At 67.6% G+C, this 14,016-nt stretch carries 10 protein-coding genes, 3 tRNA genes and 1 pseudogene; 8 read left to right on the top strand and 6 right to left on the bottom strand.

The genetic code is table 11. The annotated features are described in order from the left end of the window. Positions 1-15: 15 nt before the first annotated feature. On the bottom strand, positions 16-207 hold the full coding sequence (locus LUX31_RS23895; RefSeq protein WP_235477002.1) for a CsbD family protein: 192 nt from the start codon (positions 205-207) through the stop codon (positions 16-18). Between the two features lie 301 nt (positions 208-508). Here LUX31_RS23895 and LUX31_RS23885 point away from each other — a divergent pair. From LUX31_RS23885 to LUX31_RS23860, 6 genes and pseudogenes are all read left to right on the top strand, one after another. After that, a tRNA-Asp gene (locus tag LUX31_RS23885) sits at positions 509-583 on the top strand. 31 nt (positions 584-614) lie between these two features. Then, positions 615-688, top strand: a tRNA-Phe gene (locus LUX31_RS23880). A gap of 126 nt (positions 689-814) precedes the next feature. Then, complete coding sequence (locus tag LUX31_RS23875; protein WP_235480032.1) at positions 815-1,132, top strand: hypothetical protein; 318 nt, start codon at positions 815-817, stop codon at positions 1,130-1,132. Positions 1,133-1,507: 375 nt separating this feature from the next. After that, a complete protein-coding gene (gene hrpA / locus LUX31_RS23870; RefSeq protein ID WP_235477001.1) occupies positions 1,508-5,530 on the top strand; it encodes an ATP-dependent RNA helicase HrpA in 4,023 nt (1,340 codons plus the stop codon). A 94-nt stretch (positions 5,531-5,624) separates the two neighbouring features. Continuing rightward, a tRNA-Asp gene (locus tag LUX31_RS23865) sits at positions 5,625-5,699 on the top strand. A 133-nt stretch (positions 5,700-5,832) separates the two neighbouring features. After that, a pseudogene (locus LUX31_RS23860) lies at positions 5,833-5,973 on the top strand (DUF6274 family protein); the annotation flags it as partial. 469 nt (positions 5,974-6,442) lie between these two features. On the opposite strand, the gene bldC reads toward LUX31_RS23860, so the two are convergent. Together bldC and LUX31_RS23850 are read right to left on the bottom strand one after the other, a co-directional pair. Next, positions 6,443-6,649 carry a developmental transcriptional regulator BldC gene (bldC, locus tag LUX31_RS23855; RefSeq protein WP_003949541.1) on the bottom strand — a complete coding sequence of 69 codons (207 nt, stop codon included), beginning with the start codon at positions 6,647-6,649 and terminating at the stop codon, positions 6,443-6,445. A gap of 535 nt (positions 6,650-7,184) precedes the next feature. Continuing rightward, on the bottom strand, positions 7,185-8,039 hold the full coding sequence (locus tag LUX31_RS23850) for a hypothetical protein (RefSeq protein WP_235476999.1): 855 nt from the start codon (positions 8,037-8,039) through the stop codon (positions 7,185-7,187). A gap of 243 nt (positions 8,040-8,282) precedes the next feature. Here LUX31_RS23850 and LUX31_RS23845 point away from each other — a divergent pair, with 243 nt between their 5' ends. Together LUX31_RS23845 and LUX31_RS23840 are read left to right on the top strand one after the other, a co-directional pair. Beyond that, the gene (locus LUX31_RS23845; protein ID WP_235476998.1) at positions 8,283-9,383 is read left to right on the top strand and encodes a Leu/Phe/Val dehydrogenase; all 1,101 of its coding nucleotides are present in this window, start codon (positions 8,283-8,285) and stop codon (positions 9,381-9,383) included. A gap of 288 nt (positions 9,384-9,671) precedes the next feature. Further along, positions 9,672-9,935 carry a DUF3073 domain-containing protein gene (locus LUX31_RS23840; RefSeq protein WP_105975228.1) on the top strand — a complete coding sequence of 88 codons (264 nt, stop codon included), beginning with the start codon at positions 9,672-9,674 and terminating at the stop codon, positions 9,933-9,935. A gap of 252 nt (positions 9,936-10,187) precedes the next feature. Here the strand turns inward: LUX31_RS23840 and purM are convergent, their stop codons facing one another. From purM to LUX31_RS23825, 3 genes are all read right to left on the bottom strand, one after another. Next, complete coding sequence (purM, locus tag LUX31_RS23835) at positions 10,188-11,267, bottom strand: phosphoribosylformylglycinamidine cyclo-ligase (protein ID WP_235476997.1); 1,080 nt, start codon at positions 11,265-11,267, stop codon at positions 10,188-10,190. A gap of 60 nt (positions 11,268-11,327) precedes the next feature. Further along, positions 11,328-12,857: an amidophosphoribosyltransferase gene (gene purF / locus LUX31_RS23830; RefSeq protein ID WP_235476996.1), complete on the bottom strand. Its 1,530-nt coding sequence runs from the start codon at positions 12,855-12,857 to the stop codon at positions 11,328-11,330. 94 nt (positions 12,858-12,951) lie between these two features. Continuing rightward, complete coding sequence (locus tag LUX31_RS23825; RefSeq protein ID WP_235476995.1) at positions 12,952-13,800, bottom strand: META domain-containing protein; 849 nt, start codon at positions 13,798-13,800, stop codon at positions 12,952-12,954. Positions 13,801-14,016 lie beyond the last annotated feature (216 nt).

Below are 14,016 nucleotides of genomic sequence, written 5' to 3'. Positions count from 1 at the left end.
ATTGGGGCAGCGGACTCAGCCGCGGTCCCGCCTCGCCGAGCGCGTGTCCCTCTCGACCTGCTCCTGGGCCTTGCCCCTGATCTTCTTGGCCTCGCCGCGAGCCTGCTCGAGCTTGCCTTCCAGCTCCTGCTCGCGGTCGCCGGTGGCCTTGCCGGTCATTTCCTTGGCCTTGCCCTTGACCTTGTCGGTCCGACCCTTGTCGACCATGACTCCTCCTGGGGATGAGGGTGGGGGCGGACGGGACGGTGAACGTCCTGATGCCCGTCGACTTCATCGCCGGGTGCCCCACCCCTGCTCCGGCCAAACGCGGCAGCGCGCGAGGCTCCGGGACACCCGGCAATCCGGACGGCATGCCCTTCCACCTGCGCTGTCGCACGGTTATCGCGTGGGCGGAGCACGGCCCGTGGTCTGATACGCTTTTCCAGCGACTTCAGCCCGTCAGCCAGCCGGGAAACCCGTTGGGAGCACACGACACGGTGTGCGAGACTTACGTCGCACACAACAGCAAGGTCCTGTGGAGCAGTTTGGAGTGCTCGCCACCCTGTCAAGGTGGAGGCCGCGGGTTCAAATCCCGTCAGGACCGCCGAGGTTACATGTTTCACGTGAAACCTCGTGGCTGGGTAGCTCAGTTGGTACGAGCGATCGCCTGAAAAGCGATAGGTCGCCGGTTCGACCCCGGCCCCAGCCACAAGCCGAAGGCCCCGTCCGTTACGGACGGGGCCTTTGTCGTGTCCACGGTTGGCAGGGGGTTGTGGGCGGCGCTAGGTTCTGGCCGGTCGGGATCGTGCGGTGAGTGGCGGGCGGAGCGGGGACGATGGGGCAGGGCGGGGCAAGGGTCAAGCAGGATCATGACGCGCTGGAGAGGAGCCGGGCGCTGTATGGGCTGCTGGCTGTGATCATCAGCAACGTCGCGATAGCCGGGGTCGCGATCGCCGGTGTGTGGCGTCTGCACGGGGACTCGGCGGTGGTCGTCGGCATCCTGACTGCGGCGTTCACGGCTGTCAGCACGATGACGACCGCGTATCTGAGCATCAAGGCGGTGTCCAACACCGCGAAGACGATTGCGTTGGGGGATACGGGGCGGCGGGGTACGGAGACGGTGGAGACGGTTACTGGGTCGTCCGGGGTGTGAGCGGGGCGGGTCGGGCCTGGTTTTTTCGCCCCCGCCGCCCCTACCCGTCCCATCCTTCTGGGGGCTCCGCCCCCAGACCCCCCTTTCGGCCTGAACGGCCTCGTCCTCAAACGCCGGACGGGCTGGAGGGTGGTGGCAGGCGGGTGGGTGGGAAAGTCGCGCTGAACGCGCTCGTCCTGAAACGCCGGATGGGCTGGATGGTGCCGGCCGGCGCTTGCGTATTCAGCCCGTCCGGCGTTTGAGGACAAGGCCCGTTCAGGGCCGGGGTGGGGGTTCGGGGGCGGCAGCCCCCGAGGATGGGGACGGGTAGGGGCGGCGGGGGCGAGGCAAAAGGGTTCGCCAGGAATTTGGCCGAGGTGAGATCCTGGATCGCGTATGTCTACGCATCCCGCCTCCGCCCCCGGCCCCGCCGCTTCCGCCCTCGGCGATCTCGCCCCCCGCCTGACCGAGCTGTCCCTGCGCGACGCGCACCGGCTCGGGCGCAGGCTCGAAGGTGCGCGCAAGATCCGTAAGCCGGAAGCCCGTGCCGCCGTCGTCGCCGAGATCGAGGCGGAGGTCGCCAAGGGCGAGTTGCGCATGGCCGAGCGGCGCAGCCGTGTGCCCTCCGTCAGCTATCCCGAGCAACTCCCCGTCAGCCAGAAGAAGGACGTCATCGCGGACGCCATCCGCGATCACCAGGTCGTCATCGTGGCCGGTGAGACCGGGTCCGGCAAGACCACCCAGATTCCGAAGATCTGCGTCGAGCTGGGGCGTGGCGTGCGCGGCATGATCGGGCACACCCAGCCCCGTCGTATCGCCGCCCGTACCGTCGCCGAGCGCGTCGCCGACGAGCTGGACACGCCTCTCGGTGAAGCCGTTGGCTGGAAAGTGCGGTTCACCGACCAGGTGAACCCGGACGCCACCTTCATCAAGCTGATGACCGACGGCATCCTGCTCGCCGAGATCCAGACCGACCGCGAGCTGCGCGCCTACGACACGATCATCATCGACGAGGCCCACGAGCGGTCCCTCAACATCGACTTCCTGCTCGGGTATCTCGCCCAGCTGCTGCCCAAGCGGCCGGACCTCAAAGTCGTCATCACCTCCGCCACCATCGATCCCGAGCGTTTCTCCCGGCATTTCGGGGATGCGCCCATCGTCGAGGTCTCCGGGCGTACCTATCCCGTCGAGGTCCGTTACCGGCCTCTTCTCGAAGAGGACTCCGACGACTCCGACCGTGATCAGATCACCGCGATCTGCGACGCCGTCGAGGAGCTTCAGGGCGAGGGCAAGGGCGACATCCTCGTCTTCCTCTCCGGCGAGCGCGAGATCCGCGACACCGCCGACGCGCTCACGAAAAAGAACTACCGGTTCACCGAAGTCCTGCCGCTCTACGCTCGGCTCTCCCACGCCGAGCAGCACCGCGTCTTCCAGCAACACACCGGGCGCAGGATCGTTCTGGCGACCAACGTCGCCGAGACCTCGCTCACCGTCCCCGGCATCAAGTACGTCATCGACCCCGGCTTCGCCCGTATCTCCCGCTACAGCCACCGCACCAAGGTCCAGCGACTGCCCATCGAGGCGATCTCCCAGGCCAGCGCCAACCAGCGCAAGGGCCGCTGCGGACGGACCAGCGACGGCATCTGTATCCGGCTGTACTCCGAGGACGACTTCCTCGCCCGCCCGGAGTTCACGGACGCCGAGATCCTCCGTACGAATCTCGCCTCCGTCATTCTCCAGATGACCGCGGCCGGTCTCGGCGAGATCGAGAAGTTCCCCTTCATCGACCCGCCGGACCACCGCAACATCCGCGACGGCGTCCAACTGCTCCAGGAGCTGAACGCCCTCGACCCGGCCCAGAAGGACCCGAGGAAACGCCTCACGGACACCGGGCGCAAGCTCGCCCAACTGCCCGTCGACCCTCGCCTCGCCCGGATGGTCCTGGAGGCCGACAAGAACGGCTGTGTGCGCGAGGTCATGGTGATCGCCGCCGCGCTCTCCATCCAGGACCCGCGCGAACGCCCCGCCGAGAAACAGACGCAGGCCGACCAGCAGCACGCCCGCTTCCGCGACGAGACGTCCGACTTCCTCGCGTTCCTCAATCTCTGGCGGTACGTCCGTGAGCAGCAGGCGGAACGCGGCTCGTCCTCGTTCCGGCGGATGTGCAAGCAGGAGTACCTGAACTTCCTGCGCATCCGCGAGTGGCAGGACATCTACAGCCAACTCCGTACCGTGGCCCGCCAGATGGGCATCCACCTCAACGAGGACGACGCCCCCGAGCAGAGCGTCCACGTCTCCCTCCTGGCCGGCCTCCTCTCCCACATCGGGATGAAGGACACGACAGCGACGACGAAGGCCACCGGAGCTTCCTCCGCGACCGGCGACAGTCCCCGCGCCACCGCCTCCGGCAAGAACGAGTACGTCGGTGCCCGCAACGCCAAGTTCGCGATCTTCCCCGGATCCGCCCTGTTCAAGAAGCCCCCGCGCTTCGTGATGTCGGCGGAGCTCGTGGAGACCTCGCGGCTGTGGGCCCGCGTCAACGCGCGCATCGAACCCGAGTGGGTCGAGCCCCTCGCCGAGCACCTCCTCAAGCGCACCTACAGCGAGCCGCACTGGGAGAAGGACCAGGCGGCGGTGATGGCGTACGAGAAGGTGACGCTGTACGGCGTACCGATCGTCGCCCAGCGGAAAGTGAACTACGGGCGCATTGACGCCGAAGTCTCCCGCGAGCTGTTCATCCGGAACGCGCTGGTCGAGGGCGACTGGCGGACCCACCACAAGTTCTTCGCCGACAACCGCCGGCTCCTCACCGAGGTCGAGGAGTTGGAGCACCGGGCGCGGCGCCGGGACATCCTGGTCGACGACGAGACGCTGTACGACTTCTACGACCAGCGGGTTCCCGAACACGTGGTCTCCGGGGCCCACTTCGACTCCTGGTGGAAGCACAAGCGGCACGAGGAGCCCGAACTCCTCGACTTCGAGCGGGCGATGCTCATCAACGAGCGTGCCGGTGACGTCAGCAAGGACGACTATCCGGACACCTGGCTCCAGGGCCCGCTCAAGTTCCGGGTGACGTATCAATTCGAGCCAGGTGCGGACGCCGACGGTGTGACCGTCCACATCCCGCTCCAGGTGCTGAACCAGGTCACGGACGAGGGCTTCGACTGGCAGATCCCGGGCCTGCGGGAGGAGTTGGTGACGGAGCTGATCCGCTCCCTCCCCAAGCCGATCCGGCGCCACTACGTCCCGGCGCCCAACTTCGCCAAGCGCTTCCTGGACACCGCGACGCCCCTCCAGGAGCCGCTGACCACCACCATGGCCCGCGAGTTGAGGCTCATGGTCGGAGTCCCGTTCTCCGCCGACGACTTCGACCAGGACCGGGTCCCCGACCATCTCCGCATCACCTTCCGGATCGTCGACGAACGGCGCCGCAAGCTGGCCGAGGACAAGGACCTGGAGGTACTGCGCTTCCAGCTCAAGCCGAAGGCCCGCCAGGCCATCTCCCAGGCCGCCGCTGCCACCGCGGAGCGCGCCGGCGGCGAGTCCCTCGAACGCACAGGCCTGACCGACTGGTCGATCGGGACCCTCACCCCCCTCTTCGAGACGCGCCGGGCCGGCCAGCCCGTGAAGGCGTACCCGGCGCTGGTCGACAACGGCGACACCGTCTCCGTACGCCTCTTCGACACCGAGGCGGAGCAGCAGCAGGCGATGTGGAAGGGCACCCGGCGGCTCATTCTGCGCAACATCCCGGTCAACCCTGCGAAGTTCGCTTCCGAGAAGTTGACGAATGTTCAGAAGCTCGCGCTGTCGGCCAATCCGCACGGTTCGATCCAGGCCCTCTTCGACGACTGCGCGATGGCCGCGGCCGACAAGCTGATCGCCGATTTCGGGGGCCCGGCATGGGACGAGGAGTCCCACCGGAAGCTGTACGACAAGGTCCGCGCGGAGATCGTCGACACGACCGTCCGCGCGGTCAGCCAGGTGCAGCAGGTGCTGGCCGCCTGGCAGGCCTGTGAGCGCCGTCTGAAGGGCGTACGGAGCGCTGTGCTGCTCCCGAACCTGACGGACGTACGCAAGCAGCTGGACGCCCTCGTACGGCCCGGCTTCGTGACGGCGGCCGGTCTGCGCCGGCTGCCCGACCTGATGCGCTACCTCGTCGCCGTGGACCGGCGCCTGCAGCAGATGCCCACCAACGTCCAGCGGGACACCACCCGCATGGAGAAGGTGCACGAGATGCAGGACGAGTACGCGTGGCTCCTCGAACAGCTGCCGCAGGGGCGCCCGGTGCCCTCCGCCGTGCTGGACATCCGCTGGATGATCGAGGAGCTCCGCGTCAGCTACTTCGCCCACGCGCTGGGCACGGCGTACCCGGTGTCGGACAAGCGGATCGTGAAGGCGATCGACGCCCAGGCGCCGTAACGCCCCCGGCACGTTGGGTGAGTTCGACCCTGGGCTCACCCTCCTGTACAGTCTCTTTTCGCAGCACAGCGCAGCAACAAGTGCCGCGAAACCTGGTCCTGTGGAGCAGTTTGGAGTGCTCGCCACCCTGTCAAGGTGGAGGCCGCGGGTTCAAATCCCGTCAGGACCGCAGTGAAGTACGAGGAGGCCCGAGTCTCACGACTCGGGCCTCCTCGCGTTGTCGCCTTATTGACGGCGCCGCCCTCCCCAGGTACCCAGAGAGCAGGGCCTTCGTTGCCCTGTCCCCCTTCTGGAGGTGGCGTATGGCGGCGTCCACGCGGCGGCATGAGACGCGTGCTCTGCTTCGGGCACATCTGTCGGCCGCCAGCGGGTACCGCCATCTCACGCGGCACTGTCCGATCTGCCACCGGTTACTGAGGCTCGCCCTGGAGCACTCGGACACGGAGACGAACACCGAGGCGGACGAGGCACCCGGTGCCAACAGCACGTCCCACTAGCACTCTTGCCGCTTCGTCAACAAGATGCAGGGCATGTGACGGGTGTCACCGCATGAGTTTTCAAAAGGTGGGTTCTTACCCACCACCTACAACCGGTCAATTTAATATGTGCAATTGCACCAGCCTCCTCAGACTCCAACAAGCCCGCTCACAGGACCACGTGCCACCACGTGCCACCACCCACGATGGGCACAAAAAAGATCGCGCTGGACTCGGCGGAGTCCAGCGCGATCTCTACGACGCACGCTTGAAGCCATGGAACTGACGGAACTGCCTTGAGCGTCAGGCCTGTTGGGGCAGACCCACGTCGTTGAAGCTGTTGGTGCTGTTGCTACTGCTGTTCTTGCTGGTGTTGCCGCCGGACGGCTCGGCCGATAGTTGGGGGACCTGCCGAAACGTCCGACTATTCAGTTGGTCAGGCCTCGCTGCGCTGCTGCGGAATGCCCGCAAGCAGAGCGCGAACCTCGGCCTCGCGGTAACGGCGGTGTCCGCCGAGCGTGCGAATGGATGTGAGCTTGCCGGCCTTCGCCCACCGCGTGACCGTCTTGGGGTCGACGCGGAACATGGTGGCGACCTCAGCCGGGGTCAGCAGCGGCTCGGCATCAGGGGTGCGAGCGGTCATGAGCGGCCTCCTCGGGAGAACCGAACCTTCTCGGTTCATTCCTCTAAATTCTGCACCTTGACCCGCGTTGCCCGAAATGGCGGACGCGGGTCGAGTCGGTTATAGGACGAACGGCTTGTCCTCGGCACTACAACTACACCATCTGTCCAACCGCGTAGGCCAAACCGATGGAATTGCCCTCCCAGGTGCCCATCGGCGACGGAAGCCAATGGACCATGTCATAGCGGACAGTCACGCCAGTGTGACGATCAGTCACACTGGCGATCAGGAGTCACGAGACCCCCCATAGCGTGCAATGCTGAGATTCCACCCAAAGATGGGCAGATAGAGCCTCCCCCGGACTCCTTGTCCTATTTTGGCACGAGGAGGGGCAAGGGACGCAAGCCACCTGTACGTGCGGTCCGTCACGCTTGACACAAACGCCCGGATCGGGACCTACGTCCCACGGCAGCCCCAAGAGCGTCCCACAAAAATGGAACTCACGTTCCAGGGAGTCCTTTTTTGACGAACTGTCAGTTCTGAACGGGATCGACGGTCAGTTCGCCGACCGCCGGTCCCGCACCGCCCGCCACCGGTCCACGAGCCGCCCGTACGCCTCCCCGGCCGCCTCGCCGTCCCCGTCGCGCAGCGCCTCGATGCCCTCGGCCACGTCCGCCGCCGAGTGGTCGCCGGCCAGCTCACCGGCCGGGAGTACGTGCACGAGCCCGCCGTAGTCCAGCTCGACCAGCGACCGCGGATGGAACTCCTCCAGCCACCGCCCGACGTCCAGCAGCTCGTCGATCAGCGGCCCCTCGTCGAGGGTGTCCCGCAGGGTCCGCAGACCCCGCGCCACGCGCCGCCGCGCCTGGACCATCGGCGTCCGGTAGCGCAGTACGGGCGGCGCCGCGCCCTCGTCGGCCCCCGAACCCTTGTCGTACTCGCGCTCCTCGTCGGAGACCAGCACGAACCAGTCCAGCGGCACCTCCCAGGTCGCCGTGCGGATCCATGGGCGGGCGTCCGGGTTGCGGGTCAGCCAGCGCTCGTAGTCCTGGGTGGCCTGATGGCGTACGAGAGGCGGCAGAACGGCGTCCAGGACCGGCGCGGGCAGTTCCCCGGCCAGCTCGCCCAGCGCCTGCCAGCCGCGCAGCCTGGTGCGCCAGGGGCAGACGCAGACCACCCCGTCGACCTCGGTCACGAACGCGTCGGCGCTCTCGTGCACCGGCACCGCGACCGGCGGGGTGGGCAGCAGGTCGGCCAGGGAACGGCGCAGTTCGTCCTGGTACGAGGGCCGGTCGGGCCGCCGGGCGTAGCGCGCCCAGTGGCCGCGCTCCGGCTCCGGAAAGGCCGCCAGCGGCTCGTAGACGCGCAAGTAGGACGCGTACGGAACGATCACCGAGGACACCTTGGGCACGCCTGCTCCCTCCCCCCTGGACAGCCAGGAAAACCCAGATAAACAGCAGAACCAGCACACAGCAGCACGGGAAAATTATGCAAACCGTCGTACGGTCTCACGTCACCCGTGGGTGATCCTTGGCACTGCGGGGACGGTTGGCGTACGGAGGCCGGGGAGGGGCTTTACTCTCATGCCCACGGAGGCCCGCCACCCGTACGGGCTCCAGCCCCAACCGCCGCTACTTACCCTGGAGTCACCACAGTGACCGACGTAACCGGCGCGCCTGCTGATGTACTGCACACCCTGTTCCACTCGGACCAGGGGGGTCATGAGCAAGTCGTGCTCTGCCAGGACCGGCCCTCCGGCCTCAAGGCCGTCATCGCCATCCACTCCACCGCCCTGGGCCCCGCGCTCGGCGGTACCCGCTTCTACCCGTACGCGACCGAGGCGGAGGCCGTCGCCGACGCGCTGAACCTCGCGCGCGGGATGTCGTACAAGAACGCCATGGCCGGCCTCGACCACGGCGGCGGCAAAGCCGTGATCATCGGCGATCCGGACACCATCAAGAGCGAGGAACTGCTTCTCGCGTACGGGCGGTTCGTGGCCTCGCTCGGCGGGCGGTACGTCACCGCGTGTGACGTCGGTACGTATGTGGCCGACATGGACGTGGTCGCGCGCGAGTGCCGCTGGACGACCGGGCGGTCCCCGGAGAACGGCGGTGCGGGTGATTCGTCCGTGCTGACCGCCTTCGGCGTGTATCAGGGGATGCGGGCCTCCGCCCAGCATCTGTGGGGCGATCCGTCGCTGCGCGGGCGCCTCATTGGTGTCGCGGGGGTCGGCAAGGTCGGGCACCACCTGGTGCGGCATCTGCGCGAGGAAGGCGCCGAGGTCGTGATCACGGACGTACGGGAGGACGCCGTACGTCGGATTCTGGCCACGCACGCGGACGGCGGGGTCACGGCCGTCGCCGACACCGCCGCGCTGATCCGGACCGAGGGGCTGGACATCTACGCGCCCTGCGCGCTGGGCGGGGCGTTGAGCGACGACACGGTCCCGGTGCTGACCGCCAGGATCGTGTGCGGCGCCGCCAACAACCAGCTCGCGCACCCGGGCGTCGAGAAGGACCTCGCGGACCGCGGGATCCTCTACGCGCCCGACTACGTCGTGAACGCCGGTGGCGTGATCCAGGTGGCCGACGAACTGCACGGGTTCGACTTCGAGCGGTGCAAGGCGAAGGCGGCCCGGATCTACGACACCACGCTGGCCATATTCGCACGTGCGAAGACGGACGGGATTCCGCCGGCCGCGGCGGCCGACCGGATCGCCGAGCAGCGGATGGCGGAGGCCCGGCGGAACCGGTAGGTCCGCGGAGCGCGGAGGTACCTGCCGACGGGGTGTTGGAGAGAACTCTCACTCCCGTCGGCGGGTCGGCCGCGAAGAAGTGGTTAAAATCGCGGTTGACCAGCGGGGACAGGGCACCTCGCGGGTGCTGGGCATCGGCACGTGCTGCGGGCGACGTACCGTATGGGCGTGGGCTCAGGTACCGTGGAAGCCCTACGGACCGGTCTCTCTGCGGAGAGCCCGTTCCAGAACATGAACGCGTGTCAAGACTCTGGGGCCACCGAGCCCCGTATCCGAGGGGGTCGAGCCATGGGGCGCGGCCGGGCAAAGGCCAAGCAGACGAAGGTCGCCCGCCAGCTGAAGTACAGCAGCGGCGGGACTGACCTCTCGCGTCTGGCCAATGAGCTGGGCGCTTCGACTTCGAGCCAGCCGCCGAATGGCGAGCCGTTCGAGGACGACGACGAGGAAGAAGACGACCCGTACGCTCAGTACGCGGATCTGTACAACGACGACGATGAGGATGAGGACGACCAGTCCTCAGGCCCCTCGTCGCAACAACGTCGCGGTGCTTGACGTTTTACGTCTGCCTGCGGCGCGCTGAACATGTCGACACAGATCCTGTACCTGTAGGCATCAGCTGCACCTCTCCCGGTCCGGGCGATCCAAGCGCCGGACCGGGTTTTGTGCGTTGCCGCTCCGCTTGGGTTGGGCGGGGGCGCCTATTGGGTCGGGGGCTGGTGTTGTCGGGCGAGTGCGCGTGCGTTGTGGTTGCTCGCGCAGTTCCCCGCGCCCCTAGGGTCGGCGGCTGCGCCGCCTGGCCCTCCCCTAGTTGGTCGCGTAGTCGGCTACCAGTTCTGCGCCCGTCTTGTGGTCGCCTCGGTCGGTGATTTCGCCTGCCACCCAGGCCTCCACGCCCCTGTCCGCCAGGGTTGTCAGGGCTGCGTCTGCTGAGTCCTCGGGGACGATGGCGATCATGCCTACGCCCATGTTCAGGGTCTTTTCGAGTTCCAGGCGTTCTACCGCGCCTGTCTTGCCTACCAGGTCGAAGATCGGGGCCGGGGTCCAGGTGGAGCGGTCGACGATCGCGTGGAGGGTGTCCGGGATCACACGGGCCAGGTTGGCGGCCAGGCCGCCGCCGGTGATGTGGGAGTAGGCGTGGACGTCCGTGGTGCGGGTGAGGGCCAGGCAGTCCAGGGAGTAGATCTTGGTGGGGACCAGGAGCTCCTCGCCGAGGGTGTGGCCGAGGTCGTCGATGTGCGCGTCCAGGGACAGGCCCGCCTGGTTCAGGAGGACATGCCGGACGAGTGAGTACCCGTTCGAGTGAAGCCCCGAGGCCGCCATGGCGATGACCGCGTCACCCGTACGGATACGATCCGCGCCGAGCAGGCGGTCGGCCTCCACGACGCCCGTACCGGCGCCGGCGACGTCGAAGTCGTCCGGACCGAGCAGGCCCGGGTGTTCGGCCGTCTCGCCGCCGACCAGAGCGCATCCGGCCAGTACGCAGCCCTCGGCGATGCCCTTGACGATCGCGGCGACGCGCTCGGGGTGCACCTTGCCGACGCAGATGTAGTCGGTCATGAACAGCGGCTCGGCGCCGCACACCACGATGTCGTCCATCACCATGGCGACCAGGTCGTGGCCGATGGTGTCGTACACGCCGAGCTGGCGGGCGATGTCGACCTTCGTGCCGACGCCGTCGGTCGCGGAGGCGAGCAGCGGGCGCTCGTAGCGCTTGAGGGCGGAGGCGTCGAAGAGGCCGGCGAAGCCGCCGAGGCCGCCGAGGACCTCGGGGCGCTGCGTCTTCTTCACCCACTCCTTCATCAGCTCGACGGCGCGGTCGCCCGCCTCGATGTCGACGCCGGCGGCTGCGTAGCTGGCACCAGCGGTCCCAGGGGTCTCAGGCATGACTTGTGAGAACTTTCGTGTCGTACTGCTCGTAGTGCAGGTTTATGGCTGCTTACGGGCTTACGGGCGACGGATCGCGTCGGCCGCGGCCGTGGCGGCGGGCCCTGCGGCCAGCTCGGTCTCCAGGAGCTGCTTGCCGAGCAGTTCGGGGTCCGGGAGGTCCATCGGGTACTCGCCGTCGAAGCAGGCGCGGCACAGGTTCGGCTTGGCGATGGTGGTCGCCTCGATCATGCCGTCGAGGGAGATGTACGAGAGGGAGTCGGCGCCGAGCGAGGTGCCGATCTCGTCGATGGTCATGCCGTTGGCGATCAGCTCGGCGCGAGTGGCGAAGTCGATGCCGAAGAAGCAGGGCCACTTGACTGGCGGGGACGAGATCCGGATGTGGACCTCGGCCGCCCCGGCCTCGCGGAGCATACGAACCAGCGCGCGCTGGGTGTTGCCGCGCACGATCGAGTCGTCGACGACGACCAGGCGCTTGCCCTTGATGACTTCCTTCAGCGGGTTCAGCTTCAGCCGGATACCGAGCTGGCGGATCGTCTGGGAGGGCTGGATGAACGTACGTCCGACATAGGCGTTCTTGACGAGGCCGGCGCCGAAGGGGATTCCGGAGGCCTCCGCGTAGCCGATGGCGGCCGGGGTGCCGGATTCCGGGGTCGCTATCACCAGGTCGGCCTCGACAGGGGCTTCCTTGGCGAGTTTCCGACCCATCTCCACGCGGGAGAGGTACACGTTCCGGCCGGCGATGTCGGTGTCCGGGCGGGCGAGATAGACGTACTCGAAGACACAGCCCTTGGGCTTCGCTTCCGCGAATCGGGAGGTTCGCAGGCCGTTCTCGTCGATGGCGACGAACTCGCCCGGCTCGATCTCGCGCACATAGGCGGCGCCGCAGATGTCGAGGGCGGCGGACTCGGAGGCGACGACCCAGCCGCGCTCGAGCCGGCCGAGGACCAGCGGGCGGATGCCCTGCGGGTCGCGGGCGGCGTAGAGCGTGTTCTCGTCCATGAAGACGAGCGAGAAGGCGCCCTTGACCAGCGGGAGTATCCGCGCGGAGGCCTCTTCGATGGTGAGGGGCTTGCCGTCGTCGTCGTTCTGGGCGGCCAGGAGGGCCGTCAGCAGATCGGTGTCGTTGGTCGCCGCGACGCGCGGGGTGCGGCCGTCGTGCTGCTTGGGCAGGTCGGCGACCATCTCGGCGAGCTGCGCCGTGTTGACGAGGTTGCCGTTGTGGCCGAGGGCGATGGAGCCGTGGCCGGTCGCGCGGAAGGTGGGCTGGGCGTTCTCCCAGGTGGAGGCGCCGGTGGTCGAGTAGCGGGCGTGACCGACCGCGATATGCCCCTGGAGGGCGCCGAGAGAGGTCTCGTCGAAGACCTGGGAGACGAGGCCCATGTCCTTGAAGACAAGGATCTTGGAGCCGTTACTGACCGCGATTCCCGCGGATTCCTGGCCTCGATGCTGTAGGGCGTAGAGCCCGAAGTAAGTGAGCTTGGCGACCTCTTCGCCGGGGGCCCAGACCCCGAAGACGCCGCAAGCGTCCTGGGGGCCCTTCTCGCCGGGGAGCAGATCATGACTGAGTCGACCGTCACCACGTGGCACGCCACCGAGTGTAGGCGAGATCGACCACTGGTCCGAATTAGGGAATGCGACTGTGACACAGGGGTGCTGCGCGGCCGTGGACTGCGGTAGGGGCTCAATCGGCGGCCGTCGCGCTGACCGTGGCGCCGTCTGCGCTGGTCAGCGTCATGCTCCGGTGATCGATCTTGTACGTCGCCTTGCCGTCGAAGAGACCCAGCAGTGTCTTCTCGGCCTCCATGAGTGAGCCGTCGCACATCCTTCGGGTGGTCGACGGGCTGCCGAAAGTGATAGTGCCGTCGCTTACCGTCGCATCAGCAGAAACGTTGTTGCACCCAGCCTTGCCGCTGACGGTCCCCTTCTTCTGGTCGAGGACGAGGTAGGCGTCGGCGCCGGAGGGGAGGGGGGAGACGGCCGCGCTGTCGCTGTTCCCGTCACTGGTGGCACCGAGTGTCGTGATCGTCCACTTGGTGCCGTAGAGGGCGGCTGCCTTCTCCTCGGTGAGGTGGATGGTGTCGCCGGTCTTGGTGGTGAGGGTGAGCTGCTGGGCGTCCTTGGCGGTTTCGGTGCCCTTGGCGGTGAGGGTGCCGTCCTTGAGGGCCTTGGTGAGGGTGTTCTCGAAGCCCATCGACTCGCAGGCCATGTCGGTCGACAGGAACTGTCCGAGGGCGATCTCGTCGCCGTCGACGGTGGCCTTGGCGCCGAAGCCGTTGCAGCCGAGGTTGCCGCTGACCTCGCCGTTCTTGGCGATCTTCAGCCAGGCGCTGGCCGGTGCGTCGCTCTTCTTCCCGTCGACGGTGAGGTCGTCGACGGTCCAGTGGACGCCGGTGACGTCCGCGGTCCCGGACCCCGTCCCGACGGTCTGGCTGCCGCCGCTGTCCTTCTCGCTGCCACAGGCCGCGGCGAGGGGCAGCACGGTGAGGGTCAGGAGGCCGAGGCTGAGGCTCGTCAGTCGCTGCGTTTTCATGCCGGTGGGACGGAAGGGGCGGGTGGGCGGTTCCCGTCCGGCCGCTTTTTGGCGGGGGGTGCGGATTCTCCGTACGAAGGGTGCGGATTCTCCGTACGAGGGCTGCGGACTCCCCGTACGAAGGATGCGGACTCCCCGTACGAAGGATGCGGACTCCCCGTACGAAGGATGCGGACTCCCCGTACGAAGGATGCGGATTCTCCGTACGGCGGCTGG

The sequence above is a fragment of the Streptomyces sp. GQFP genome (assembly GCF_021545335.1).
GTDB lineage: Bacteria > Actinomycetota > Actinomycetes > Streptomycetales > Streptomycetaceae > Streptomyces.
Note: the sequence above shows the minus strand (reverse complement) of the source record. Positions and strands in the feature narration are given on the sequence as shown.

Bases quoted from the DNA above. Each gene is read 5' to 3' on its own strand.
- LUX31_RS23895 (WP_235477002.1), bottom strand. From the start codon at position 207: ATGGTCGACAAGGGTCGGACCGACAAGGTCAAGGGCAAGGCCAAGGAA.
- LUX31_RS23875 (WP_235480032.1), top strand. From the start codon at position 815: ATGGGGCAGGGCGGGGCAAGGGTCAAGCAGGATCATGACGCGCTGGAG.
- hrpA (WP_235477001.1), top strand. From the start codon at position 1,508: ATGTCTACGCATCCCGCCTCCGCCCCCGGCCCCGCCGCTTCCGCCCTC.
- bldC (WP_003949541.1), bottom strand. From the start codon at position 6,649: ATGACCGCTCGCACCCCTGATGCCGAGCCGCTGCTGACCCCGGCTGAG.
- LUX31_RS23840 (WP_105975228.1), top strand. From the start codon at position 9,672: ATGGGGCGCGGCCGGGCAAAGGCCAAGCAGACGAAGGTCGCCCGCCAG.
- purM (WP_235476997.1), bottom strand. From the start codon at position 11,267: ATGCCTGAGACCCCTGGGACCGCTGGTGCCAGCTACGCAGCCGCCGGC.
- LUX31_RS23825 (WP_235476995.1), bottom strand. From the start codon at position 13,800: ATGAAAACGCAGCGACTGACGAGCCTCAGCCTCGGCCTCCTGACCCTC.